Origin of the sequence: Flavobacterium sp. LC2016-13 (genome assembly GCF_009707955.1) — a bacterium.
In the GTDB taxonomy this organism is placed as follows: Bacteria; Bacteroidota; Bacteroidia; order Flavobacteriales; family Flavobacteriaceae; genus Flavobacterium.
On the sequence record NZ_WMDQ01000007.1, the window covers coordinates 172,433 to 198,672 of the forward strand.

At 32.5% G+C, this 26,240-nt stretch carries 30 protein-coding genes and 2 tRNA genes; 24 read left to right on the forward strand and 8 right to left on the reverse strand.

What is annotated here, in order from left to right:
* Positions 1 to 59: 59 nt before the first annotated feature.
* From GKZ86_RS15450 to GKZ86_RS15470, 5 genes are all read left to right on the forward strand, one after another.
* Positions 60 to 1,064: a hypothetical protein gene (locus tag GKZ86_RS15450; RefSeq protein ID WP_317173599.1), complete on the forward strand. Its 1,005-nt coding sequence runs from the start codon at positions 60 to 62 to the stop codon at positions 1,062 to 1,064.
* Positions 1,024 to 3,378, forward strand: coding sequence for a hypothetical protein (locus GKZ86_RS15455; RefSeq protein WP_154783980.1), 2,355 nt, complete (start codon positions 1,024 to 1,026; stop codon positions 3,376 to 3,378). The genes GKZ86_RS15450 and GKZ86_RS15455 overlap by 41 nt, the downstream gene beginning before the upstream one ends.
* A gap of 21 nt (positions 3,379 to 3,399) precedes the next feature.
* Complete coding sequence (mce, locus tag GKZ86_RS15460) at positions 3,400 to 3,804, forward strand: methylmalonyl-CoA epimerase (protein WP_154783981.1); 405 nt, start codon at positions 3,400 to 3,402, stop codon at positions 3,802 to 3,804.
* Between the two features lie 147 nt (positions 3,805 to 3,951).
* Positions 3,952 to 4,025, forward strand: a tRNA-Ile gene (locus tag GKZ86_RS15465).
* 173 nt (positions 4,026 to 4,198) lie between these two features.
* Entirely contained in the window at positions 4,199 to 4,429 is a 231-nt protein-coding gene (locus tag GKZ86_RS15470) for a hypothetical protein (protein ID WP_154783982.1), read from the forward strand.
* 32 nt (positions 4,430 to 4,461) lie between these two features.
* Here GKZ86_RS15470 and GKZ86_RS15475 read toward each other — a convergent pair whose 3' ends face one another.
* Positions 4,462 to 5,052 carry a riboflavin synthase gene (locus tag GKZ86_RS15475; RefSeq protein WP_154783983.1) on the reverse strand — a complete coding sequence of 197 codons (591 nt, stop codon included), beginning with the start codon at positions 5,050 to 5,052 and terminating at the stop codon, positions 4,462 to 4,464.
* 57 nt (positions 5,053 to 5,109) lie between these two features.
* On the opposite strand from GKZ86_RS15475, the gene pdxA reads away from it, so the two are divergent.
* From pdxA to GKZ86_RS15540, 13 genes are all read left to right on the forward strand, one after another.
* Positions 5,110 to 6,159, forward strand: coding sequence for a 4-hydroxythreonine-4-phosphate dehydrogenase PdxA (pdxA, locus tag GKZ86_RS15480; RefSeq protein WP_154783984.1), 1,050 nt, complete (start codon positions 5,110 to 5,112; stop codon positions 6,157 to 6,159).
* A gap of 105 nt (positions 6,160 to 6,264) precedes the next feature.
* Positions 6,265 to 6,807 (forward strand): DUF177 domain-containing protein, encoded by a 543-nt coding sequence (locus GKZ86_RS15485; RefSeq protein WP_154783985.1) that lies wholly within the window; start codon positions 6,265 to 6,267, stop codon positions 6,805 to 6,807.
* Between the two features lie 9 nt (positions 6,808 to 6,816).
* Positions 6,817 to 7,011 carry a 50S ribosomal protein L32 gene (gene rpmF / locus GKZ86_RS15490; protein ID WP_007137315.1) on the forward strand — a complete coding sequence of 65 codons (195 nt, stop codon included), beginning with the start codon at positions 6,817 to 6,819 and terminating at the stop codon, positions 7,009 to 7,011.
* Positions 7,012 to 7,184: 173 nt separating this feature from the next.
* Positions 7,185 to 8,183 (forward strand): beta-ketoacyl-ACP synthase III, encoded by a 999-nt coding sequence (locus GKZ86_RS15495; protein ID WP_154783986.1) that lies wholly within the window; start codon positions 7,185 to 7,187, stop codon positions 8,181 to 8,183.
* Between the two features lie 23 nt (positions 8,184 to 8,206).
* Positions 8,207 to 8,695, forward strand: coding sequence for an acetyl-CoA carboxylase biotin carboxyl carrier protein (gene accB / locus GKZ86_RS15500; protein ID WP_154783987.1), 489 nt, complete (start codon positions 8,207 to 8,209; stop codon positions 8,693 to 8,695).
* Positions 8,696 to 8,804: 109 nt separating this feature from the next.
* Positions 8,805 to 10,151 carry an acetyl-CoA carboxylase biotin carboxylase subunit gene (accC, locus tag GKZ86_RS15505; protein ID WP_154783988.1) on the forward strand — a complete coding sequence of 449 codons (1,347 nt, stop codon included), beginning with the start codon at positions 8,805 to 8,807 and terminating at the stop codon, positions 10,149 to 10,151.
* A 301-nt stretch (positions 10,152 to 10,452) separates the two neighbouring features.
* Positions 10,453 to 10,749 (forward strand): hypothetical protein, encoded by a 297-nt coding sequence (locus tag GKZ86_RS15510; protein ID WP_154783989.1) that lies wholly within the window; start codon positions 10,453 to 10,455, stop codon positions 10,747 to 10,749.
* A 72-nt stretch (positions 10,750 to 10,821) separates the two neighbouring features.
* A complete protein-coding gene (locus GKZ86_RS15515) occupies positions 10,822 to 11,118 on the forward strand; it encodes a hypothetical protein (RefSeq protein WP_154783990.1) in 297 nt (98 codons plus the stop codon).
* 60 nt (positions 11,119 to 11,178) lie between these two features.
* Positions 11,179 to 11,475: a hypothetical protein gene (locus GKZ86_RS15520; protein WP_154783991.1), complete on the forward strand. Its 297-nt coding sequence runs from the start codon at positions 11,179 to 11,181 to the stop codon at positions 11,473 to 11,475.
* 29 nt (positions 11,476 to 11,504) lie between these two features.
* On the forward strand, positions 11,505 to 11,795 hold the full coding sequence (locus GKZ86_RS15525; protein WP_154783992.1) for a hypothetical protein: 291 nt from the start codon (positions 11,505 to 11,507) through the stop codon (positions 11,793 to 11,795).
* Between the two features lie 30 nt (positions 11,796 to 11,825).
* A complete protein-coding gene (locus GKZ86_RS15530; RefSeq protein WP_154783993.1) occupies positions 11,826 to 12,125 on the forward strand; it encodes a PepSY-like domain-containing protein in 300 nt (99 codons plus the stop codon).
* Positions 12,126 to 12,130: 5 nt separating this feature from the next.
* On the forward strand, positions 12,131 to 12,427 hold the full coding sequence (locus GKZ86_RS15535; protein ID WP_154783994.1) for a hypothetical protein: 297 nt from the start codon (positions 12,131 to 12,133) through the stop codon (positions 12,425 to 12,427).
* Between the two features lie 127 nt (positions 12,428 to 12,554).
* Complete coding sequence (locus tag GKZ86_RS15540) at positions 12,555 to 13,895, forward strand: sigma-54 dependent transcriptional regulator (RefSeq protein WP_154783995.1); 1,341 nt, start codon at positions 12,555 to 12,557, stop codon at positions 13,893 to 13,895.
* Here the strand turns inward: GKZ86_RS15540 and GKZ86_RS15545 are convergent.
* Both GKZ86_RS15545 and GKZ86_RS15550 read right to left on the reverse strand, forming a co-directional pair.
* The gene (locus GKZ86_RS15545) at positions 13,892 to 16,336 is read right to left on the reverse strand and encodes a hybrid sensor histidine kinase/response regulator (RefSeq protein WP_154783996.1); all 2,445 of its coding nucleotides are present in this window, start codon (positions 16,334 to 16,336) and stop codon (positions 13,892 to 13,894) included. The genes GKZ86_RS15540 and GKZ86_RS15545 overlap by 4 nt on opposite strands.
* Before the next feature lie 194 nt (positions 16,337 to 16,530).
* Complete coding sequence (locus GKZ86_RS15550) at positions 16,531 to 18,432, reverse strand: S9 family peptidase (RefSeq protein ID WP_154783997.1); 1,902 nt, start codon at positions 18,430 to 18,432, stop codon at positions 16,531 to 16,533.
* Positions 18,433 to 18,702: 270 nt separating this feature from the next.
* On the opposite strand from GKZ86_RS15550, the gene GKZ86_RS15555 reads away from it, so the two are divergent.
* The 5 genes from GKZ86_RS15555 to GKZ86_RS15575 all read left to right on the forward strand — a co-directional run bounded on the left by GKZ86_RS15555 (position 18,703) and on the right by GKZ86_RS15575 (position 22,782).
* Positions 18,703 to 19,815 (forward strand): FAD-binding oxidoreductase, encoded by a 1,113-nt coding sequence (locus GKZ86_RS15555; protein ID WP_154783998.1) that lies wholly within the window; start codon positions 18,703 to 18,705, stop codon positions 19,813 to 19,815.
* Positions 19,815 to 20,585: a monofunctional biosynthetic peptidoglycan transglycosylase gene (gene mtgA, locus GKZ86_RS15560; RefSeq protein WP_154783999.1), complete on the forward strand. Its 771-nt coding sequence runs from the start codon at positions 19,815 to 19,817 to the stop codon at positions 20,583 to 20,585. Before GKZ86_RS15555 ends, mtgA begins: the two co-directional genes overlap by 1 nt.
* Positions 20,575 to 21,522 (forward strand): lipid A deacylase LpxR family protein, encoded by a 948-nt coding sequence (locus GKZ86_RS15565; protein ID WP_154784000.1) that lies wholly within the window; start codon positions 20,575 to 20,577, stop codon positions 21,520 to 21,522. Before mtgA ends, GKZ86_RS15565 begins: the two co-directional genes overlap by 11 nt.
* 133 nt (positions 21,523 to 21,655) lie before the next feature.
* On the forward strand, positions 21,656 to 22,399 hold the full coding sequence (locus GKZ86_RS15570; RefSeq protein ID WP_154784001.1) for a PIN domain-containing protein: 744 nt from the start codon (positions 21,656 to 21,658) through the stop codon (positions 22,397 to 22,399).
* A 53-nt stretch (positions 22,400 to 22,452) separates the two neighbouring features.
* The gene (locus GKZ86_RS15575) at positions 22,453 to 22,782 is read left to right on the forward strand and encodes a YegP family protein (RefSeq protein ID WP_154784002.1); all 330 of its coding nucleotides are present in this window, start codon (positions 22,453 to 22,455) and stop codon (positions 22,780 to 22,782) included.
* A 123-nt stretch (positions 22,783 to 22,905) separates the two neighbouring features.
* Here the strand turns inward: GKZ86_RS15575 and GKZ86_RS15580 are convergent, their stop codons facing one another.
* From GKZ86_RS15580 to GKZ86_RS15600, 5 genes are all read right to left on the reverse strand, one after another.
* Positions 22,906 to 23,289, reverse strand: a complete 384-nt coding sequence (locus GKZ86_RS15580) for a helix-turn-helix domain-containing protein (protein WP_154784003.1) — start codon at positions 23,287 to 23,289, stop codon at positions 22,906 to 22,908.
* 200 nt (positions 23,290 to 23,489) lie between these two features.
* Positions 23,490 to 24,257, reverse strand: coding sequence for a DUF2185 domain-containing protein (locus GKZ86_RS15585; RefSeq protein ID WP_154784004.1), 768 nt, complete (start codon positions 24,255 to 24,257; stop codon positions 23,490 to 23,492).
* Between the two features lie 112 nt (positions 24,258 to 24,369).
* Entirely contained in the window at positions 24,370 to 24,723 is a 354-nt protein-coding gene (locus tag GKZ86_RS15590; RefSeq protein ID WP_154784005.1) for a hypothetical protein, read from the reverse strand.
* Between the two features lie 145 nt (positions 24,724 to 24,868).
* Positions 24,869 to 25,141: a GIY-YIG nuclease family protein gene (locus GKZ86_RS15595; RefSeq protein ID WP_154784006.1), complete on the reverse strand. Its 273-nt coding sequence runs from the start codon at positions 25,139 to 25,141 to the stop codon at positions 24,869 to 24,871.
* A gap of 66 nt (positions 25,142 to 25,207) precedes the next feature.
* Positions 25,208 to 25,281: transfer RNA gene (locus tag GKZ86_RS15600), tRNA-Ala, on the reverse strand.
* 189 nt (positions 25,282 to 25,470) lie between these two features.
* Between GKZ86_RS15600 and GKZ86_RS15605 the strand changes: the two genes are divergently transcribed.
* Positions 25,471 to 26,235: an enoyl-CoA hydratase/isomerase family protein gene (locus tag GKZ86_RS15605; RefSeq protein WP_154784007.1), complete on the forward strand. Its 765-nt coding sequence runs from the start codon at positions 25,471 to 25,473 to the stop codon at positions 26,233 to 26,235.
* Positions 26,236 to 26,240 lie beyond the last annotated feature (5 nt).

Consider the following 26,240-nt stretch of genomic DNA (forward strand, 5'->3'; position numbering starts at 1 on the left):
TAGATTCATAAACGCTGTATTATTTCTTACATTTGAATTCTTATTTAATTTAATAGGTTTTGAAAAAGAATATCTTAATGGCTTTTGTGTTTTTATTGCTTGTTTCCTGTAGCAAGACAAAAGAGCCAATTATATCTTTTTATTACTGGAAAACCATCTTTAAATTATCTCCTGCCGAAAAAGAAGTTTTGAAAGATAATAATGTCACTAAGCTTTACATTCGTTATTTTGATATTGGTTTGCATCCCAAAGCGCAAGAACCAATTCCTGTAAGTCCCATACATTTTCAGGAAAACATGAATGGTTTTGAAATTGTTCCGGTAATCTTCATCAAAAATAAAGTCATGTTGCAGAATAATCTTGATATTGATGACTTGGCTCAAAAAACGATTTTTTTAGTAGAAGAAATCAATACCAAAAATAAAATTGTTTCCACTGAAATTCAAATTGATTGCGATTGGACATTGGCGAGCAAGGGCAATTATTTAAAGTTTATCGAAAGATTTAAAAAACTATCACATAAAAAACTATCGGCAACGATTAGATTACATCAGGTTAAGTATTTTAAAAAGACCAAAATTCCAAATGTAGATTCCGGCGTTTTAATGTATTATAATATGGGATCTATTGCTCCGGATTCCTTAAATTCTATTTACAGTCAAAAAATTGCCCACAATTATCTCGAAAGTTTAAAGAAATATCCGCTGCATCTTGATTTTGCTTTGCCTATATATTCCTGGGGAGTTCATATCAGAAATAAGAAAGTGATAGGTTTGCGTTCAAAACTAAATGTGAATGAACTTAAAATAGATAAAAACTTTGAAAGAATTAGTCCAGTCTTTTTTAAAGCGAGACAATCTAATTACAAAAATGGAGTTTTTTATGAAGAAAATGATTTACTCAAAATAGAAGCAATTTCTTCAGAAGATTTAAATGAAATGGCAGAAGATTTAGATGAAAATTTAGCTCAGAAACCAAACGAAATTATTTTTTACGATTTAGACGAATTCAATATAAAAAACTATGAAAAGAATATTTTTAAACAAGTTGTTTCTTATTTCTAGCGCTTCCCTTCTTTTTGTTTACGGAATAATTTATGCTTGTGCTGGCGGAGACGACTGGGATTTTTTTAGTTATAATTCTAATTTTACGCCAGAAACATTTACAGATGAATCATATTCGCCGCTTTTTTTGTCCGGAGATATTTTTTACGGAATTGGATTTGATACGCAGCATAATTCCAGGTTTAATGATAAAATCAAATCAGATTGGAATACGTATTTGAAAACAAAAGTAGATACCGCGACGGTTAGTTATTTTTTAATTGGAGATCTAACTCCACGATATTCCAGCGAAAGTAAAATCTCAAAAAGTAAAACAGAGATTACACAGCTTCATGTTTATTTTAAAACTAAAAAAGAAAATCAGACTTCTTTAAAATGGAGTAAAAAATTGAATTTGAAAGATGATAAAGTAAAGAGTTTTATCGAATTTCTGTATTTGGCGCAAAAAGTAGAAACAGTTTCTATTGGAGAAGATTATTGGAGTTATGATCCTGTTGTGGCGAAAACTTTAAAAGATTTCAAAATGATTCAATCTATTGAAAATGTTTATAATACAATGCCGGATGCATTTTTGAAAAACAGATATTGGTTTCTTACTCTCAAAGCCTATTTTTATAGCAGCAGTAAACAAAAAGCAATTGATTTTTTTAATAAAACAGAACAATCAGTTCCTAAAAATGTATTGTATTACAGAGGACTTGCTTATGTAGCGGGAGTAAAATACAAACAGAAAAAATATGCAGAATCAAATTGCTTGTATGCACAAGTATTTGATAAATGTCCGGAAATGAGAATTGTAACCGCATATAGTTTTCATCCGCAAAATGACGCCGATTGGAACAAATCGCTATTTTTAGCTAAAAATAATACCGAAAAAGCAGCACTTTGGGCCATTCACGGATTTTATAAAGATGAAAAACAAGCCATTGAAAAGATCTACGGTTTAGATCCAAAAAGTGAACATTTAAATTACTTGTTAACCCGATTGGTAAATAGTCAGGAACAAAGCATAAATAATTCATTTGAAGAAAGCGGAAAAGATAACCAACCGGCAAAAAAGCAAACTGTTGCTGAAAACAAGGAATTCAATAAAAGTAAAATCGATCAAAAAGCATTCGACTTAGTTTCTAAAATTGCTTTGGCAGGAAATACCAATAAACCTTATTTGTGGGATATTTCAATTGGATATCTTCAAACGTTAAAAGGCGATTTTGCAGCTGCAGAAAGTAATTACGATAAAGCCGAAAAAACGATGCCTAAAACAGAGTTGGCAAAATATCAATTAAGATTGCTTCGATTTGTAAACAACATGAGTAAGATTGATAAGCTTACAGATAAAAACGAGAAAACAATTTTAACCGATTTGAACTGGTTGTATCAGGAACTTCCAAAAACATATAAAGGGCAGGAGTTTCGTTATCAAAACGCGGCTCAATGGAGTAAAAATTATTTGGCAACGCTTTACAGAGCAAAATCAAATCCGGTAATGGCAGAGTTATTTGGTGATACGCCAAACAATTATTGGGGTTCAGGAAATTCGTTTTATGATAATGAGAAGAATTTGTTGGATATGAAAGCATTTTTAGCAAAATCTGATAAAACCGAAATCGAAAAAATCGCATTTGGAATTTATGGTTTAAAGCTAAAAGACATTAGTGATTTTCAGGCAATTCAATCTACTTTCAAAAATAAAATTCCCGAAGCAATTGTCTATATGAAAGAAACAGATTCGGTACAATATTATCAGTTTTTAGGAAATCCGTTTAACGGAAATATAAAAGATTGCCATGATTGTGATCACGCAGCCTATCAAAAAAAGAAATATTCTCAAATCGATTTTCTAACGACAATAAAAGAAATGCAGGATAAACTGGCTCAAAAAGAAGATGTTTATACCAATAGTTTATTGCTTGGAAATGCATTTTATAATATTACACATTTTGGTAACGCAAGAACTTTTTATGAAGTCAATATTGTGGGTTACGGATCAAGCCCGTATTCATTTAGAGATTCAATAAAAAAAATGATTACCAATTGTGATGTTTCTAAAATGTATTATCAAAAAGCTTTTGAAGCCGCTACAACAAAAGAACAAAAAGCAAAATGCATTTATTTGCTGGCAAAATGTGAACGTAATGCATATTATAATACGAAATACAATAGCGTAAATAGTTGGTGGGAAATTCAGGATGATAAAGTTAATTTTATTGCCTGGAACGGATTTAAAACTTTAAAAAAGGACTATTCAGACACTAAATATTATCAGGATGTTATTGCAGAATGTGGTTATTTTAATACTTATGTGAGTCAGTAATTGTTTTAATAAAAAATAGAAATGGTAAATAAAATTGAACATATCGGAATTGCTGTAAAAAATATTGATGATGCAAATGTTTTGTTTGAGAAATTATTGGGAGTTTCGTCTTATAAATCTGAAACAGTAGAAAGCGAAGGAGTTGTAACATCATTTTTTCAGACAGGCGTAAATAAAATAGAGCTTTTAATGGCAACCAATCCGGAAAGTCCAATTGCGAAATTTTTGGAGAAAAAAGGAGAAGGAATTCATCATATTGCTTTTGATGTTGAAGATATCGTTGCAGAAATAGAACGCCTAAAAAAGGAAGGTTTTGTATTGATTAATGAAGTTCCTAAGAAAGGAGCCGATAATAAACTGGTCGCTTTTTTACATCCAAAAAATACAAATGGCGTTTTAGTAGAACTTTGTCAGGAAATTAAATAAAAAAATACTGATTTGACTTTTTAAATAAGGCATTGAAAATCAATTAAGTTTTTAAAATCAGTTGATGCAATTTGAAATTAAATACAAATCATCTCCCAAAATATTTGGAGTGAATGAAAAATAGTAGTAATATTGCATCCTCAAACCGGTCCTATAGCTCAGCTGGTTAGAGCACCTGACTCATAATCAGGTGGTCCCTGGTTCGAGCCCAGGTGGGACCACAAAAAGCTTCATAAAATTTATGAAGCTTTTTTTTTGCTCAAAAGATTGGATTTATGATAAAATCTTATACATTTGTCAAATAATAGAGCGTAAGATGTTGTTTTTGCGCGAATTATCATATAAGCAGATAGATTAATAGTATAGCTCCCTGGCTTTCAGTAAGTTGAGATTTATGAAGATAGCAAAAACTTTTTTTTTAGTATTATTTATAACATTGATTAATGTTTCAAGTGTTTTAGCAGGGCCAAATCCTCCAGCACCAACCGCAAGAGCAGCTGCAGGGCCGCCTCCGCCACCGGATAGTCCAATTGATCAAAATTTGATAATTTTATTAGTAGTTGCAGTATTCTTCGGAATGTATACTATATATAAATATAACTTAATAAAAAAAGCTTCAATATAATTGAAGCTTTTTTTATGACCTATTCTGAGACTTTATTTGTTAATCGAGTAAAGTCTTGAGATATATTTTCCTACTACATCAAATTCTAAATTTATTTTAGTGCCTACTTTAAAGTTTTTGAAATTAGTATTTTCAAAAGTATAAGGTATTATTGAAACACTAAATTCATTTGTTTTAGAATTTACAACCGTAAGACTTACTCCGTTTACAGTAATAGAACCTTTTTCGATAGTAATATTGTTGAGATTTTTGTCGTATTCAAAAGTATAATTCCAACTTCCGTTAGCCTCTTCAATTTTAATACAAGTTCCGGTTTGATCTACATGACCTTGAACAATATGTCCGTCAAGACGATCTCCAAGTTTCATTCCTCTTTCAAGATTTACAATGTCGTTTACCTGCCAGTCTCCAATATTGGTTTTTAAAATTGTTTCCTCAATTGCAGTTACCGTATAAAAAGTATCCTTTATAGCAACAACCGTTAAGCAAATTCCGTTATGCGAAACGCTTTGGTCAATTTTTAATTCGTTTGTAATTGATGAATCAACAGTTAAGTGAAGATTATTTTGGTCTTTTTTTATTTCGTGAATCCTACCTAGGGTTTCTATAATTCCTGTGAACATTGTTGTTTTATTTTACTAAATTTGCACATCAAAATTAGTAATAAATAATCTGAGCTCATGAATAAAAAAGCAGAAAATATAATTGTTGGAATTTCAATTGGAGATTTAAACGGTATTGGAAGCGAAGTTATACTAAAAACATTCGAAGATTCTCGTATGTTAGAACTGTGTACGCCAGTTATTTTTGCCAATGCTAAAATACTTTCTTTCGTTAAAAAAAGTTTCACATCGGCAGTTCAGTTTCACGGAGTTGATAAATTAGATCAGATAGTGCCGGGAAAATTAAATGTATTTAACCTTTGGAAAGAAGGAGTAGATATTAATTTAGGAACAAACGATGAAAAAATAGGAGAGTATGCTATAAAATCATTTGTGGCAGCAACCAAAGCTTTAAAAGAAGATTTGATTGATGTTCTGGTTACGGCTCCAATAAATAAATACAATATTCAGTCTGAAGATTTTAAATTTCCGGGACATACAGATTATTTAGATCAGGAATTAGAAGGAAATGCTTTAATGATGATGGTTCAGGATAATCTTAGAGTTGGTTTGTTGACGGATCATGTTCCTTTAAATGAAGTTTCATCTCATCTGACAGAAGAATTGATTACAAGAAAGATAGAAACAATAAGAAAATCTTTAATTCAGGACTTTAGTATAGTAAAACCAAAGATTGCCGTTTTAGGATTAAATCCACATAGTGGCGATGGTGGCGTTATTGGTAAAGAAGAAGATTTGATTTTGAAACCGGCCTTAAAGAAAATATTTGAAAGCGGAACAATGGTTTTTGGCCCTTTTTCTGCCGATGGTTTTTTTGGAAGCGGTCAATATGAAAAATATGATGCTATTGTAGCAACCTATCACGATCAGGGATTGATTCCGTTTAAAACCTTGTCTTTTGGAAAAGGAGTAAATTATACAGCGGGATTAAATAAGGTTCGAACTTCTCCGGATCACGGTACAGCTTACGATATTGCAGGAAAAGATATGGCAGATTTTAATTCGTTTAAAGAAGCCGTTTATCTTGCAATAGATGTTTTTCGCTCCCGTAATCAGTATGAGGAGATTAGCCAAAAACCTCTTAAAATAAAAGAAAAACAGTTATAAACAAAAAAAGGTGAATAAGATTATTAGTTTTATAATAATTTTATATCTTTGCACCCCAATTCGGATATCTTGTTTGAGATGTGAGAGGGGCAAATTGATGTTGAAATGAGCAAAACAAAAGAATTTTTAATTCCATTTATTGGATTAAAGCTAGGAAAACACCATTTTGAGTATCAAATAAGTAACGCGTTCTTTGAGAACTTTGATTACGACGAATTTCAAAGTTCGGATATCAAAGTGAGTTTAGTTTTAGATAAGAAAAGCAACATGTTAGAGTTGGAATTCAAACACAAAGGAACTGTAAACGTACCTTGTGATCTAACAGGCGAAGATTTTGATCTTCCTATAAAAGGAAAAATGAAATTGATTGTTCGCTTTGGAGATGAATTCAATAATGACAACGAAGAGCTGTTGATCTTACCACACGGAGAGCATGAAATAGATGTTGCACAATACATTTATGAAATGATTGCACTTTCGGTACCGCTAAAACGAGTTCATCCAGGCGTAAAAGACGGAAGTTTACAAACTGAAGCCTTAACAAAACTGAATGAATTAACAGTAAAAGAACAAAAAGAAGAGAGTAAACAAGAAGAAGATATTGACCCGCGTTGGGACAAATTAAAGAAACTATTAACGGATAAATAATATAGTAAAATGGCACATCCTAAGAGAAAAATCTCGAAAACAAGAAGAGATAAGAGAAGAACACATTATAAAGCTACTGTAGCTCAAATCGCTACATGTCCTATTACTGGAGAAGCACATTTATACCACAGAGCTTACTGGCATGAAGGTAAAATGTATTACAGAGGGCAAGTTGTTATCGATAAATCTGTAGCGGTTGCTTAATACGTTTTTGTAAATGATACTGGAACTCTCACATAGTGAGAGTTTTTTTTGTTGGTTATAATTTTCTTTTTTTAAGAAATTATCTACAAATTCATTTCGTTTTTTTTTGTAATTTTCAAGTCTTTTAAAAATTTTTCAAATGTGCCACATTTGAAAAGAAATAATAAAATATAATGAATACAATCACAGCCGCAATTACCGCTGTTGGAGCCTACGTTCCTGATTTTGTACTTTCAAATAAAGTACTGGAAACAATGGTCGACACTAATGATGAATGGATTACTACCCGTACCGGAATAAAAGAAAGAAGAATTCTTAAAGATGCTGATAAAGGAACATCGTTTCTTGCTATAAAAGCAGCACAGGATTTAATTGCCAAAGCAAATATCGATCCTTTAGAGATTGATATGGTGATAATGGCAACAGCTACAGCAGATATGCCAGTAGCCGCAACAGGAGTTTATGTTGCAACAGAAATTGGAGCTACAAATGCATTTGCATACGATTTGCAAGCAGCCTGTTCAAGTTTCTTATACGGAATGTCAACTGCTGCAGCTTACATTCAATCAGGAAGATATAAAAAAGTATTATTAATTGGTGCCGATAAAATGTCATCAATTGTAGATTATACAGATAGAGCAACTTGTATTATTTTTGGAGATGGAGCGGGTGCCGTTTTATTCGAACCAAATTATGAAGGTTTAGGTTTACAGGATGAATACTTACGAAGCGATGGTCAAGGACGCGATTATCTTAAAATTCCTGCCGGCGGTTCTCTAATACGTACTTCAGAAGAAACCGTTAAAAACAGACAACACAATATTATTCAAGACGGAAAAACCGTTTTTAAATATGCTGTAACCAATATGGCTGATGCAAGCGAATTGATCGTAAAAAGAAACAATTTGACTAATGAAGATGTAGATTGGTTAGTTCCTCACCAGGCAAACAAACGTATTATTGATGCAACTGCAAGCAGAATGAATCTTGAAGATTCTAAAGTATTAATGAATATTGAAAGATATGGTAATACAACTTCAGCTACATTGCCATTAGTATTAAGCGATTTTGAACACTTATTCAAAAAAGGAGATAATATTATTTTTGCCGCTTTTGGTGGTGGATTCACTTGGGGATCTATTTACCTAAAATGGGCTTACGATAAAAAATAAATTAAAACTAAAAACGAATCATTATGGATTTAAAAGAAATTCAAAACCTAATCAAATTTGTAGCAAATTCGGGAGTTGCAGAAGTAAAGTTGGAAATGGATGATGTAAAAATCACTATCAGAACAACTTTAGAAGGAAACGTTACTGAAACTACTTATGTACAACAATTACCAGCTCAGGCACAATTACCACAAGCAATTGCTCCTCAACAAACAGCTCCAGTAGTTGTAAACGTAAATACTGAAGCGCCAGCTGCTGCTGAAGATTCGAAATACATTACTATTAAGTCACCAATTATTGGTACTTTCTACAGAAAACCATCTCCGGATAAGCCAGTTTTCACTGAAGTTGGAAACACGATTGCTAAAGGTGATGTTCTTTGTGTAATTGAAGCAATGAAATTATTCAACGAAATCGAATCAGAAGTGTCAGGTAAAATTGTAAAAATTCTTGTTGACGATATGTCTCCTGTAGAATTTGACCAACCTTTATTTTTAGTTGATCCATCATAAATAAATTTAGATTTTAGATTTTAGATTTTAGAATGGTTCGCAATAAAATTTTGTTACCCATCTAAAATTATCTAATTATCAAATTGTCTAATTATCTAATTAAAGTAAGATGTTTAAAAAAATATTAATTGCGAATAGAGGAGAAATTGCACTTCGTGTAATTCGTACATGTAAGGAAATGGGAATTAAAACTGTAGCAGTTTACTCTACAGCTGATGCAGAGAGTTTACATGTTAAGTTTGCTGACGAAGCGGTTTGTATTGGTCCTCCTCCAAGTAACTTATCGTATTTGAAAATGTCAAATATAATAGCTGCTGCAGAAATTACTAACGCAGACGCAATACATCCAGGTTATGGATTTCTTTCTGAGAACGCTAAGTTCTCTAAAATTTGTCAGGAACACGGAATCAAATTTATTGGTGCTGCTCCTGAAATGATTGACAAAATGGGAGATAAAGCTTCTGCAAAAGCTACAATGAAAGCAGCAGGAGTTCCATGTGTACCAGGTTCAGACGGATTATTAGAATCTTTTGAACAAACACAACAATTAGCAAAAGAATTTGGTTACCCGGTTATGCTTAAAGCAACTGCCGGTGGTGGTGGAAAAGGAATGCGTGCCGTTTGGAAAGAAGACGAATTATTGAAAGCTTGGGAAAGTGCACGTCAGGAAGCTGCTGCTGCATTTGGAAATGATGGAATGTACATGGAGAAACTTATCGAAGAGCCACGTCATATCGAAATTCAGGTTGTTGGAGATTCATACGGAAAAGCATGTCACCTTTCTGAAAGAGACTGTTCAGTACAACGTCGTCACCAAAAACTTACTGAAGAAACACCTTCACCATTCATGACAGACGAATTGCGTGCTGCAATGGGAGAAGCTGCTGTAAAAGCTGCTGAATTCATTAAATACGAAGGAGCTGGAACTGTAGAGTTTTTAGTAGATAAACACAGAAACTTCTACTTCATGGAAATGAATACTCGTATTCAGGTAGAGCACCCAATTACAGAACAAGTTATCGATTATGATTTGATTCGTGAGCAAATTATGGTAGCGGCTGGAATTCCAATTTCAGGAAAAAACTATTTACCGCAATTACACGCTATCGAATGTCGTATTAATGCTGAAGATCCTTATAATGATTTTCGTCCTTCACCAGGAAAAATTACTACGCTTCATATGCCGGGAGGTCACGGAGTACGTTTAGATACTCACGTTTATTCTGGTTATACAATTCCACCAAATTACGATTCAATGATTGCTAAGTTAATTACAACTGCACAATCTCGTGAAGAAGCAATCAGCAAAATGCGCAGAGCTTTGGATGAATTTGTTATCGAAGGTGTGAAAACTACAATACCTTTCCACAGACAATTAATGGATGATCCGAGATATATTGCAGGAGATTATACAACTGCATTTATGGATACTTTTAAAATGAATCCAATAGAATAATTTAAAGGCTGTCAATTTCGACAGCCTTTTTTGTTTTTAATACTCTTTTCAACCCGACAGGTTTCTAAACCCGTCGGGTTTTCTTATTTAAAATAATGAAGTAAACACTATTTGTGTATACTTTTTACACAACATTTAAACAAATTACACACTTTTTGCAAATGCTGAATTTTGGCACATTCGTCTAAAAGCCTTTAAAATTAGGTGTTTAAGTAAAATGGAAGGTTGCGTTTTGATTGCGGCATAATAATTTCATTATCTAAAGCGTAAACAACTATTAACAATTTTAAATATATACACTATGAAAAATTTATTCTTATCAGCCGCAATCGTTTTGGGAGGTTTAACATCATTTGCTTCAACTGCTCCAATTTCAAATACAATCGTAAAATCAATTTCTATTAATGAAGATTATACTGAAATTAAAGTAGAAGAAGTTCCGGCTCCAATTAATGAAGCTTTGAAAAAAGCATATCCTGAAGCTGTAATTAACAAAGCTTACAAAAACGAAAAATCAGAGTATAAAATAGAGATTACTGTTGGTGACAAAGTAGGTTCTCTTTATGCTAATGCAGACGGATCTTGGATTAAAAAATAATCCTGTAGGTTCCTGTGAAAATTCAAATAAAGAATACAAAAATTAAATTAACTATACTAAAATACAACTATCATGAAAAATTTATTTTTATCAGCCGCAATCGTTTTGGGAGGTTTAACATCATTTGCTTCAACTTTTCCAACTACAAATACAATCGTAAAAACAATCTCAGTTCAAGATGAATATACTGAGATCAAAGTAGTAGAAGTTCCGGTTGCAGTTACAGACGCGCTTAAAAAAGCATATCCGGATGCCGTACTTACAAAAGCATATAAAAATGCAAAAAACGAATATAAATTAGAAGTTACCGTAGGAGACAAAGTAGGTTCTCTTTATGCTAACGCAGACGGATCCTGGATTAAAAAATAATCCAAATTAGATTCTCTTGCACTCATTCCAATTAATTAATACTATTAAAATATACACACTATGAAAAATTTATTTTTATCAGCCGCAATCGTTTTGGGAGGTTTAACATCATTTGCTTCAACTTCTCCAATCACAAATACAATCGTAAAAACAATTTCAATTCAAGATGAATATACTGAAATTAAATTAGAGGAAGTTCCGGCTCCAATTACAGCTGCGCTTAAAAAAGCGTATCCTGATGCAGTACTTTCAAAAGCATATAAAAATGCAAATTCACAATATAAGTTAGATGTTACCGTTGGAGATAAAGTAGGTTCTCTTTATGCTAATGCTGACGGATCGTGGATAAAAAAATAATTAGACACTAATCTTAAAAAACTATAGCTATGAAAAAGTTAATCTTATCAGTGGCAATTGTTCTGGGAACATTGTCAATGCAAGCAGGAAATACAATTGTTTCAAACGCAACGACTCAATCTGTAAAAACTCAGGACGAATATAAAGAAATCGACGCTGTTCCGGCAGCAATTAAAACAGCTTTAGATAATGCTTATCCAGGAGTAAAATTGGAAAAAGCTTATGTAAATGCTAAAAAAGAATATAAAATTGATATCAGTGTTAGAGATGTGAAATCTACTGTTTATACTGATGCTCAAGGAAATATCCTTAAAAAGTAATTATATAAATAACCACAAAAAACAATCACTATGAAAAAGTTACTATTATCTACTGCAATCGTTTTAGGAAGTTTAACTGTAAATGCGGCGACGACTCCGTTAACAACAAATTCAATAAATCAATCAGTAACTATTCAGGATGAATATACTGAAGTTAGTGCTGATGCTGTGCCAGCCGCAGTAAAATCTACGGTTGAAAAATCTTTTCCGGGAACTAAACTTGAAAAAGCGTATGTGAACGAAAAGAAGCAATATAAACTTGAAATCTCTAAAGGAGATAAAAAGTATACTGTATTCACAGATGCTGAAGGAAACATCATTAAAAAATAATTAAGATGAAAAAGATAATCTTATCAGCAGCGGTCATTTTTGGAAGTTTGTCAATTTATGCAACTACAATTTTACCTTCAGAAGAAGTAAAAACAGAAGTTGCTGCTCAAAGCGAATACACTGAAATAAGTGTTGAGACTGTTCCGGCTGCTGTAAAAACGGCTTTAGAAACAGCTTATCCAGGAGCAAAATTGGTTAAAGCTTTCGTAAACGACAAGAAAGAATACAAATTAGAAATAGCTGTCAAGGACCAAAAAGCTACTGTGTACTCAGATGTCAATGGTAATTGGTTGAAAATATAATTAGGTGAATTAGATTTATGTTTTTGGTGAAAAAGAGATTGTTCTACAACAATCTCTTTTTTTTTGCATAATTTTATGAAAATACAAGTTTAATAGTATTATTTTAGCAAAAAGTCCCAAAAAGCAAATGCCAAAGATATTAATAATAGAAGATGACATATCATTTTGCAAACTACTAGAGCGATTTCTGGTAAAAAAAGCATATGATGTAACTATTGCATTCTCAGCTGAAGAAGCAAGATTAGCAATCAAAAAAGAATCGTTTGATTTGATTTTGACAGATCTTCGTTTGCCTGATTCTGACGGTATCGGACTTATGACTGAATTCAAGAATTCAAACCCTGAAGTTCCAGTTGTGCTTATGACAGGATATTCAGATGTAAATACAGCAGTAAAAGCAATTAAAAACGGCGCTGCTGATTATATTTCAAAACCTTTTAATCCTGATGAGGTTTTATTAGTTATTACAAATGCATTGCAAACCGAGCAAGCTGAAATTCCAAAAGAAAAAAAAGCAGTAAAGAAACCCGCTGCTTCATCTGAAAATGAATTCGTAAGAGGAATTTCTGTAGCTTCAAAAAAATTACTGGATCATATTCAATTAGTAAGTCCAACGGATATGTCGGTTTTAATTATTGGAGAAAGCGGAACCGGAAAAGAAATCATTGCAAAAAGCATTCACCAGCAAAGTAATAGAAAAAACAATAATTTTATAGCAGTCGATTGTGGCGCAATTCCGAAGGAATTAGCCGCAAGTGAATTCTTCGGACATTTGAAAGGATCTTTCACAGGAGCTATTAGCGATAAAATGGGCTATTTTGAGGCCGCTAACGGAGGAACTCTTTTTTTAGATGAAATAGGGAATCTTTCATACGAAAATCAAATACAGTTGCTGAGAGCGCTTCAGGAGCGAAAAATTAAACCTGTTGGAAGTAACAAAGAAATTAACGTCGATATCAGAATCATAACGGCTACAAATGAAGATTTGCGTGAAGCCGTTAAAAATGGTGATTTTAGAGAAGACTTATACCATAGAATTAACGAATTTTCGATCTTGTCGCCTTCATTGACAGACAGGGAAGAAGATTTAATGGTTTTTGCAGATTACTTTCTTGAGAAAGCCAATCAGCAATTAAACAAAGATATTATTGGTTTTTCGCCAGAAGTAGTTACTATTTTTCAAAAATACAATTGGCCGGGAAATTTACGTGAACTTCAAAATTGCGTAAAACGTGCAACATTGTTAACACGCGGAGATTTTATAGAAAGCGATGTTTTGCCTGCCGAGTTTTTTCAGATTCAAAAACAAAGTGCGGCTAATGGTAATTTTTCATTATCACAAAATGAAAAAGAAGCGATTATTCATGCCCTTTCAAAAGCACAAAATAATAAGTCTGAAGCAGCCAAACTACTTAAAATTACCAGAAAAACACTTTATAATAAATTGAAACAATATAATATAGACTAAACTATTTCTTGTTGTAAAGAGGCAAAAAGCGTATTTGTTTTATCTTTTAAACTATCAAAAATACTTTCTAAATCCTCTTGTTTAAAGTTGTTTTTTTCTAAATCTTTTAAAATCCTGGCAATATCATTTGCCTGAATTTGCCTGAACATTGGTGCAATTCTATGCGCAATAGCATGAATTTCTGAAATGTTTTCATTGGTAATCGCTTTATCTAAAAAGACTAAATTTTCTTCTGTACTTTCTACAAACGAAACAATAACATCTCGTAAAGCTTCATTATCATTGCCTAAAAATTCCTTTAAAGTCTCTAACGAATATAAATGCGAAGTAGTAACTTCTTCTCTTTCATTGATCTCAATATTTGGAAGTGTATCATTTTCTAAAATTTGCTGAATCGTTTCTAATAAAACTTTTGGCGAATAAGGTTTTCTGATAACCGTTGTAAATCCGGCTTTGGTATAAACCGAAAAATCCAAATCAGTTCTTCCTGTAAGGGCAACGACAGGTTGGTTTTTATATGTTGAATTTTCAGCATTTCGTAATTTTTCAACAAACATAAAACCATCCATTTCCGGCATTTGAATATCAGTAATAATAAAATCAAATTTGGTATGCGAAATCGCTTCCAGTGCTTTGTTTGCCCTGTCAAAAGAAAAAACCTGATGATTTTCCTGTTTTAAAACACCGCTCGTTAAATTCAATAAATTAATATCGTCGTCAATAACTATAAAAGTGTATTTCTTATTATTGAGAACAACTGGTTTTTTAATTTCAGGAACGAAATTTTCGCCGCTGCTGTCAATTAATAACGGAAGTTTGATTTCAAAAACACTTCCTTTCCCAAAAGTACTTTCCAGGTTTAAAGTACCGCCCAAAATCGAAATTATTTTTTGGCAAATGGACAATCCTAAACCAGTTCCGCCATATTTTTTTTCGATACCTTCGTTCGCCTGCGCAAACTCTTCAAAAACCAATTCCTGATTTGATTTTTCAATTCCAATTCCCGTATCTTCAATGGTAATAATAAAAAATGGCTCGTCGATAGCGGCAAATGCACTAATTTTTATAAAACCTTTTTCGGTAAATTTATAAGCATTTCCAATAATATTACTCAAAATTTGTTTCAGACGAAAAGGATCTCCCACTACTTTGGCATTCAGTTTTTCATCAACATTAATAATAAGATCGATACTTTTTTGTTTGTAAACCGTTTGGATATTTTTGGCAACATCATCAATAATTTCAGGTAAATAAAACGGTACTTTTTCAATCGTAATTTTTCCGGCTTCGATTTGAGAAAAATCCAATAAATCCTGAACCAACTGCGAAATATATTCAGATGAATTTTTAATATTCTTGACGAAATAAGATTGTTTCGTATTCACATCAGAATTACCCAAAAGCTCTGTATAACCTACAATCGTGCTCAAAGGTGTTTTTAAATCATGACTTACGGTAGAAATTAATTGTTCCCGACTTTTAAGCAGGTTCTTGGTTTTGAAATTCGCAATTTCAAGCTGTTTTTTATACACTTGAGATTTTGAATAATCACTTACAATTAAAACAGAGAAAAACAAGGTCAATATTAAACCTATGATTGCCGAAGCCGTAACAATTTCGTTAACCTTTTTTAATGATTTTTCTTTTAGTGAATTGTTTTTTATCGAGTTGATGATAATTTCTCGTTCAATAATTCGAAGCACTTTTCGAAGTTGTTCAGAAATAGCAATTTCATTTTTCAAGAGTTTATTCTCTTCAAAATTCAATGATTCTTTTTTCTTTTCCGCTTTCAGTTTTACGTTGCTTAATAGCTTTTTCGAATTAGCTAAAATAGAATCCGAAGCTTGTTTACTTAACGTATTTGTGCTGTCATCCGGGATATTCTGATTAAGATAATCAACATATTTTTGAAGTACATTTCGTTGATAATTTCCCAGATCATTAGGGTTTTTGGTAAAATCCTGCAATTCCAGTTTTCGAAGTTTAAATTCCATTTTGGTAATTTCGTCGATAGCAGTATTTACAGAAACCTCGTCTTCGGCTTTATTCTTTATCGTTTTTAATTGCCTGATATTATCTGTTTTTTCAGAAAGCAGATAAGTCACACTATCCAATAAAACCTTTTGATAATCTGTTGTAACGATTTGTTTTAAAGTATCAATTCTACATCTTAAAGAATCGGTTTCAATAAGATAACTGTTGAAATCAGATTCAGAGTTGGTTTGAATCGTTTTTCGGGCTAAACTTTCTGTTTTGTAAACATTCGAAAAAAGCTTGCTAACTCTTAAGATTTTGGTTTTCTCAAAAGCAATTTTATCTTCAAGTTTGTTGTAAACGACATTTTCAGAATACAAAAACCATCCTACAGTAACAACTAATCCTAATAAGGCAATATAACTGAAGAGCACTTTTATTGCTGTGTAACTTTTTTTACTCTCCATAGATTATAATTGCTGGGGTTTAGCTTCATTATTAATTTGCAATTTATTTAAAATTTTCTGATTTAAGAAAATAAAAGGCATTGAAAATGTTATATAATTGTAATGAGCGTTTACAAAAAAGCCATCTATTTTTTTAGATTATAAAATTGAATCTGAAAAAATAGATGGCTAAATTTTTTATTTATTTAAATGAATTATAGCGTTTCGCTTAACCATTTGAAAAATTCTCCTTGCCAAACCTGAGCATTTTGAGGTTTCAAAACCCAGTGATTTTCTTCTGGGAAATACAACAAACGGCTTTTAATTCCGCGTAATTGTGCCGCCTGAAAAGCTTCTTGTCCCTGGCCAATTGGCACACGGAAATCTTTTCCTCCCTGAATAATTAAAATTGGTTTATTCCAGTTTTGAACCATAGTTGCAGGATTAAAAGTCGTGTATGCTTTTTGTGCTACAGCATTATCTTTTTCCCAATAAGCACCACCAAAATCCCAGTTGTTAAAGAAAACCTCTTCGGTAGTTCCTAACATACTAACCGTGTTGAAAACGCCATCGTGAGCAATAAAAGTTTTGAAACGGTTTTTATGAATTCCTGCTAAATAAAACACAGAATATCCTCCGTAACTCGCGCCAACACAACCTAAACGAGATTTGTCTACATAGTTTTCTTTAGAAACATCATCAATTGCAGAAAGGTAATCATCCATAACCTGTCCGCCCCAATCCTTACTAATTTGTTCGTTCCATTCAACACCGTGTCCTGGCATTCCACGACGATTTGGCGCTACAACAATATATCCTTTAGCAGCCATTAATGAAAAATTCCAACGGAAAGAATACGCCTGAGTTAAAGCAGATTGTGGTCCACCTTGACAAAATAATAAAGTTGGATATTTTTTAGTAGCATCAAAATTTGGAGGAAGAACGACCCAAACCAACATTTTTTTGCCATCGGTTGTAGTAACATAACGTTTTTCGATTTTGCCTAATGACAATGTTTTGTACGTTTCGGTATTAACGTTTGATAATTGTTTCCAGCTTTTTTTCTTCAAATTATAAGAAAAAATTTCAGAAGCATGATTCATATCAGATCTTGTTACAATAATATCATCGCCAGCAAAACCAACCAAATCATTTACATCAAAATCGCCATTTGTTAATTGCTGAACCTGAATTGCAATACGTGTTAAACCAGGAAAGTTTACAGAAAACAATTGTTTTGTACCATCAACAGGAGCTACAAAAAACACGTTTTTACCATCTTTGCTCCAGATAAAATTATCTACAGTTCCGTCCCAATTTGCCGTTAAGTTCGTTTTGATTCCTTTAAACTCAACAATAATATCATTTTTGTCAGCTTCGTAACCATCACGTTTCATTTGCAGCCAAGTCAAATTTCCTGTTGGAGAAAATTGTGGTGCCGTGTCGTAACCTAAATTATCTTCGGTTCTGTTTGTTGTTTTTTGAGTCTCTAAATTATACTCATAAATGTTCGTATTGGTAGAAATAGCATATTCAGTTCCTGCTTTTTTCTTGCACACATAAAAAATGCTTTTCCCGTCAGGAGACCAGATATAATCTTCGTCGCCGCCAAAAGGTTTTTGTGGAGAATCAAAAGTTTCACCTTTCAAAATATCAATTCCGGTTGAACCTTCTTTGTTTTCTTTATAAAAAACGTGATTAAATTTACCTTCATTCCAGGTATCCCAATGGCGATAATCTAAACCATTATAAATTTGAACATCTGATTTTTGAAGGTTTGGATAATAATCTTTACCTAAAACCTTATCGATTTTCACCTCTTCATTATACACTAAAAATTTTCCGTCAGGCGAAATGTTTTTGTCTTTCAAAACATCTTTCGTATCTTTAATTTCAGTTGCGTTTCCGCCATTTACCGGCAAAATATAATATTTAGAAGATGACTTGTTTTCTTCTACAGAAGGAGTCGAAACCTTAAAAACAACATTTTTTTCATCTTTCGAAAGTCCAAGCGCAGATACTCTTCCTAATTTCCATAACAATTCCGGTGACATTACATTTTGTCCGATAGCGTTTAAACTCATCATTATTAAGGTTGTAAATAAAACTTTTTTCATAATAAACTTGTAATTTTTGTGGAGCTAAAAGTACAACTATATTTTAGCAAGTAAATGTTAAAAGAATGGAACCATGTAAGTAATATAAGCTCATTTAAAATTAAGGAACATTATATCTTAATCTCTTAATGGTAAAAAATGAAACACTCAAATGTTTCATATAGAATCTGTGTTCATCTGTAAAATCTGTGCCGAAAAAAAATAAATTTAAATGAACTTAGAATACTTATATGGTTCGAAAAAATCATTATTTTTATAAAAATTTGCCAAATGGATTTAAGTTACTGGGAACTCAAAAATTGGTTCACGAATGTTGATTACACAATAGTGGGCAGCGGCATTGTAGGTTTGCATGCAGCATTGCGCTTGCGCGAAAGATTTCCGGCAGCTAAAATTCTGGTGTTAGAAAAAGGAATGCTGCCACAAGGTGCGAGTACCAAAAATGCCGGTTTTGCCTGTTTCGGAAGTCTTTCTGAAATTCTGGAAGATTTAAAAACACATACAGAAGAAGATGTTGTGCAGCTTATCGAAAAACGCTGGCAAGGTTTGCAATTGCTTCGAAAAAGGTTAGGAGATAATGCAATTGATTTTAAACCTTACGGCGGATACGAATTATTTCTAAAAGATGATGAAAGAGGATTTAATGAATGTGTTGCCAGATTGCCTTTTATCAATGAAATTCTGAAACCTATTTTTAAAGCCGATGTTTTTGCCAAAGAAGTTGACCGATTTGGTTTTGAAAACACGCATGAATATTTAATCTTTAATCCGTTTGAAGCTCAGATTGATACCGGAAATATGATGCAGGAATTGCTGAAACAAGCTGTTGCTGCAGATATTTTAATTTTGAATCAACAAACCGTAACATCTTATTCAGATTTAGGAAATCAGGTCGAAGTTGTTCTTGGCGATTTTAGTTTTAAAACAAATAAAATACTTTTTGCGACGAATGGTTTTGCGAATGAGTTAACCAACGGAGCTGTACAACCGGCACGAGCGCAGGTTTTAATTACAGAACCCATCAAAAATTTAGATATAAAAGGAACTTTTCATCTGGATCGCGGTTATTATTATTTCAGAAATATCGGCGACAGAATTTTACTTGGCGGAGGACGAAATCTCGATTTTGAAACCGAAACCACAACAGAATTTGGACAAACCAAAATTGTACAAAATAAGTTGGAAGATTTACTTAAAAATGTAATTTTACCAAACCAGGAATTCCAGATTGCCCATCGTTGGAGCGGCATTATGGGAATTGGAAACAGTAAAAAACCTGTTGTGTCTCAACTATCTGAAAACGTGTTTTGTGGAGTGCGTTTAGGAGGAATGGGTGTCGCAATAGGAAGTTTAATAGGAACAGAATTAGCAGATTTAATATAATGGCAGCAACCAAAAAACCAGCACCAAAAAAGACAACCGCAAGCAAATCTAAACCAACAGCTAAAAAGAAAAACCGTTCTTTGGGTCAAAAAGTAAAATGGTTTTTTATCAAATTAATGTTATGGTTTTTCGGCCTTTCGATTGGGTCTGTAATATTTTTTAAATTTGTTCCCGTGCCTTTTACGCCTTTAATGATAATTCGTGCTATCGAAAATAAAGTAGGAGGCAAAGAGGTGTATTTTGATCACGATTGGGAACCGATTGATAAAATTTCGATGAATTTGCAAAAAGCCGTAATCGCCAGCGAAGACGGAACTTTTTTGATACACAACGGTTTCGATTTTAAAGCACTTCAAAAAGCATATAAAAGCAACGAACGCGGACGCCGAATTCGTGGCGGAAGTACGATCTCGCAACAAACAGCCAAAAATGTATTTTTATGGCAGGGAAAAAGTTATTTGCGTAAAGGTCTTGAAGCTTATTTTACAGTTTTAATAGAGATTATTTGGGGCAAAGAGCGCATCATGGAAGTGTACTTAAACAGTATCGAAATGGGCGACGGTGTTTATGGCGCTTATGCCGCAACGGAACATTGGTATCGCCGTGACGCTTCGAGTTTAACACCAATGCAAGCAGCGGGAATTGCCGCTATTTTGCCAAATCCAAGAAAATTTAAAGCTACAGGTTCGTCAAGTTATATCAACAGAAGAAAAGAACGAATCGTTCGTGAGATGCGTTACGTTGGAAAAATAAATTATAATGGAAAGTAAAAAAGCATTTTTTGCTTTTCTGATATTGACAACAACGTTGGCTTTTGGACAAGGAAAAACTACAGAAATAGGTTTTATAACCGATAATGATTTGTACACATCGTCTAAAAATGATATGTATTATACGAATGGTTTAGAACTTTTTTACCGATTTTTATCCAAGAATAACAACGAGAAAATCAATAAAAAAATAACAGAGTTTCGTGTCGGACAATATATTTATAATCCGAGATATATCAATAAAGAAGCAGCAGATGATAACAATCGCCCATTTACGGGATATCTTTTTGCCGAAGTGGGAAGAAGCTTTTTTTATCAATCAGAATCAGCTTTAAAAACCGATTTTCAAATTGGATATATGGGTCCAAATGCTTTTGGGCGCGAAACACAAGAAAGTTTTCATCATCTTATTGGTTATAAAACTGTCTACGGTTGGGAAAACCAACTTCATAATGCGTTAGGTATTCAGGCGCATGTTTTGTATTCGAAAAAATTGTTTAAAAGCAATCCCAAAGAATTTATAGATCTTAATTTTCAGTCTGAAGCAAATCTGGGTACTATTTTTACCGGAGTTTCAGCAGGATTTTTGACCCGAATTGGTTTTAAAAAATTACTCCCAATTTACGATTCGAATTTGCACGATGCTGCTGTAAATGCTCAACCACAATTTAATATTAGGGAATTTTATTTTTATGCAATTCCAAGCATCAATTATCAATTTTATGATGCAACAATCGAAGGAAGCATGTTTAGCAACACAAGTCCGGTAACTTTCGACTTGATTCCGTGGCGCTTTAATGCCGAGTTTGGCTTAAAATACCGACACAATAATTTCAATTTATCTTACTCTTTTATTTATCACGGAAAAGAATTGGAAAGCCATGATATGACAGGATCTTTTTATGGAAGTATTCGATTGGGGTATTTGTTGAGGTAGGGATTTTTAGCTCGTAAAATACATGTGGAATTAAATCGTCCGATTCTCTTGCTGGAATAATTTCAAATCTTATTTGTCTTTTTTTGTAAGAATATATCTGTATATTTGTAGCTTATATACAAAATTTTTGCCTGTGAAAATACTTATAGATACAAATATATTTCTAGATTTCTATCGCTCCAATGGCGCATCGATACATATTTTTAGTACTCTAATTGAGAATATAGATAAATTTATTTTGACAGATCAAATAATACAAGAATTTGAAAGAAGTAGAGAAGGGGTTATAAAAAGTGTACAGGAAAGATTTCAAATAGAATCTAAGTTAGATAATTTTTCAAGTTCATATCTTCAGAACTTGCCAGAATTTAAAAAATTAATTGAGATTCAAAAACAGTACAGTTCACAACAAAAGATTGTAAGTTTGAGTATTTCAGAGATTTTAAAAGACTCAGCAAAAGACCCTATTGCAAATTATTTTAAAGAATTCGTAAATGAATCTCTAAAAGGAGATAAGGTATATTTTACTACCGATGAAATTATCGGTAAGGCAGTTAAAAGAAAAAATATTGGTAATCCTCCAACTTCAAGTAAGTTTTCATTGGGCGATGAAATTAACTGGGAAATAATTTTAGCAAATATTCAGGAGGATATAATTTTAGTTGGACGTGATAATACTTATACAAATAATCTTGCATTTCTACAAAAGGATTATCATAAACAAACTGGTTATGATATTATAGATTTGACAGATAGAATATCGGTTGCTCTGGATATAGCAGGAATTAAAACATCAGAAGCCTTAATAAAAGAGGAAAATAAAGTTATTGAGGATTTAAAGCATTATGAGGAATTTTGGAAGTATAAAGCTCAGTGAGAATAATTATCTTTGTCTTGAAATACCTTAATAAAATATAATTGTTTAAATAAATGGGAAAATTTGTAATTACAAAAAGATCTAATGGAGAATTTCAATTTAGTTTAAAAGCAGCTAATGGTCAAACTATTCTTGTAAGTGAAGGTTATTCTACTAAAGCAGCTTGTTTAAATGGAATTGAATCTGTAAAAATGAATTCACAAGATGAATCTAGATTTGACAAAAGAGAGTCATCAAATGGAAAGCCATATTTTAATTTGAAGGCATCAAATGGTCAAGTTATTGGATCAAGTGAAATGTACGAAAGTAATTCTGCTAGAGATAATGGCATTTCTTCTGTTAAAAATAATACTTCAAATGCTGTAATAGAAGATCAATTTTAATTTTCTGCCCTACTAAGCGTTATTTAATACTCCACGAAGCAAGAAAGTTCCCTATAAAATCAGAAAAGCCATTCAGGTTTATAAGAATGGCTTTTTAAATATTATTTCAAATAGTAAGAAAAACTATTTATCCTTCAATAATTTCTCTAAATATTCAACTTTTTCTTTTTCAGCAAGAACCAAACGTTCGTAAAGTTCAACTACTTTATCAAGTGGATTGAAAGTACAATAATTGCTTTGAAAGTTTCCTTGACTATCATTAAATGTATTGAAATAATTAATCACATTTTCATCAGAAAAACTTTTTATTGCTTCTGCAGATACACCAAGTGCTTTTGCTATTTCGACAAGTTTTTCTTCATCAATCGTTTCGCTGTTTTCTATTGCAGAAATAGCTTGTTGGTTTGTACCTAAAGCTTGTGCCAAAGCTTCTTGTTTCATATCTCGAAGTTCACGAATACGGCTGATTTTTCGCCCTATATGATTTGGTTTTGTTGCTGTGCTCATAATTCAAAGATATTTAAAATTCTTTTTACAGAATAGCTTTTAGTAAAAAACAGGTTGTTTCGGTAAGAAACCATTTTTGAAACAGTTTACTTTTGATGGTTTTATTTAATAAGTAAAAATACAATTTTTCAGACAAAAATTTAGGAAAACTGTTTTAGATATTCTTATGAAAACCGAAAGAGATTAATCCTGTATAGTTTCTATTCTTTCAATTTTATATTTTTCCATGTGTTAATAGCCCAGTCAAGATATTCTTTTTCATCAAAATAAAATGTAGCCTGAAGCACTTCTTTGTCAATTATAGAAAAACCAAAAAGTACTTGATATGTTCTATGTTCATCATGTTCCTCGATCAAATATCCTATTTTTGAAATTTCGTTATCAGAAAATTCAAATTTGTCTAGTGTTTTAGATTTTGTCTCATCTCGATTATCTGTTTCCTGTTTATATTCTTCATATAGTTGTTCTTTATTTTCTTCAGAATTCCATATGATTAATCTAATAGATTTGTCTCCTGTCGTATAATACAAAGTTCCATCTTTTTCAATACTTCGCTCAAAGAGATTATTAATTTCAAATGTCCAATTTCCCGTTAGTTTATGCGTGGTTATAAAATCATCTTCAAATTCGAAATCAGTAACTTTATACCAATCAGAATCGTCTTTTTCTCTCTCATAAACAGAACCAACTCCTTTTAATAAAATATCCTTAAGTGAAGGATCAATTTTTAGAATAGTCGAAGGATTATATATTCCAATATTGTCTGGATTATCATTGTATTCTTCAGACTCAAATCCTGTAAAAACCCTCCAGCCGCTATCTTCGGGACGAGTTCTTTTTTCGCGGTATAAAAATCCGGGTTTCATATTTTGGTCAACAACCATTTTAGAAACCAAGAGCGCTCCAATTGGCGGAAAGTTGTCAAAATTATTCTCGTTTTTGATCTGTGTCTTTTTGAAAAATTTCATTTGTGGTTTTTAAATTTCAGGTAACAATTTGATTTTATGTTCGAAATGGAAATAGATGTTTGAAATTAGTACGGATATTATAAATGCCAATTCTAAACTAAAAGCCACTTCATTATCTTGAAATCGCTATTAAAAAATTTACAATCGCCACAATCAAAAGAACCAATCCGATAATAAGGAGTACATTATCTTCGGTTGTACTGATGCTTTTTTTGGCGAGATAATAACGATCAATTAATAGTCCGATTTCGTAGAAAAACAGAAAACCAATTACTGTTAGCAAACCGTATACTTTTTCTAATCCGCCGCTTCCGCTAAATGCGCCTTCGTGAGCAAACCAGCCAACAATAAGAGCCAGCGGAACAATTAATAATGTAGATTTTATAAGCAGCGGACTGCCTTTCCAGAACAATAACCCAATGAGAAATAATATTGGTATTAATAGCCAACGGAGTAATACTGTCATTTTTTAAACTTTAGTTGAATTATAAAATTACGTAATTATAAAACATCTTCTGAAAACAAACTCCCTGAAAATAAAAAAACCGTATCACAATAAAGTAATACGGTTTTTTGTGGAGAATATCGTCCCGAAACTTCGGGAGAACCGATCACCCTCCCAATACATCGGGATACTCTATCCCTTTTTCGATAAGATTTTCGATATATTTTCTACTTTTCATTTTTTTGATTTGCAATTCTCTTTGACAGGCTTCACTTCGGGTTGGGAAAGTTTCAAAATATTTTAATTCCCAATCTTTAGCAACTTTGGTAAACTTACTTCTGCTATTCAAATGATCTTGTAAACGTTGTTCAATGTTTTCACAAGATCCAGTATAATACTTATTGAGCGTAATTGAATATAGAATGTAAGTATAAAACATAATTGTTATAAATGAAAATACCCAAACATATTTTTATGTTTGGGTATTTGTTTGTAAAATAATTTGTGGAGAATACCGGATTCGAACCGGTCACCCCTTGCCTGCCAGGCAAGTACTCTAGCCAAATGAGCTAATCCCCCTTTTTTATGACTTATGAATTTGCATTCGAACCGTTACCCTCCCGATTAGATCGGGATACTCTAGCCAAATGAGCTAATCCCCCAATTGTCTAGCAAATAAAGTCAATTAATTTTCAAAAAACAAATTTCAAATCGGCTTCGGTCGAAAATATTTACCAAAACCGTAACTTTACCATAAAAACTATTTTTATGAGTTTAGAAATTCAAAAGGGTTCTTTAGAAACTACTTTTCAAAATAATATTGCAACCATTCAATTTGGTCATCCGGCGAGTAATTCATTTCCACGTGAATTGTTGGATCGTTTAACTGCCGAAATTAATTCTTTAAGTCGAAATGAAACTGTTTCAGTTATTATTTTGCAAAGCGAAGGATCGAAAGCCTTTTGTTCAGGCGCTTCGTTTGATGAACTTCTGACAGTAGAAAATGAGGAGCAGGGAAAAGAGTTTTTCTCTGGTTTTGCACATTTGCTAAATGCCATGCGAAACTGTTCTAAACTAATTATTGGTCGTGCGCAGGGAAAATCTGTTGGAGGAGGAGTTGGTATTCTTGCAGCTTGTGATTATGTTTTGGCTACAACGGAAAGTGCTATAAAATTATCTGAATTAGCGATTGGTATTGGTCCGTTTGTGATTGAACCGGCCGTTTCGCGTAAAATTGGAAAAGCAGCGATGGCAGAAATGACTTTGGCGGCACACGAATGGAAATCGGCACAATGGGCTTTGGAAAATAAACTTTTTTCGGAGCTTCATAAAGCGGAAGATCTTGATAATGCCGTTGCAATTTTTGCTCAAAAACTGAGTTCTTATAATCCGGAAGCATTATACGAAATGAAGAAAATTATCTGGGAAGGAACAGAGCAATGGGAATCGTTACTTATTGAAAGAGCTGCAATTACGGGTAAATTGGTTTTGTCTGATTTTAGTAGAAATGCTTTGACACAATTTAAAAAATAATCACG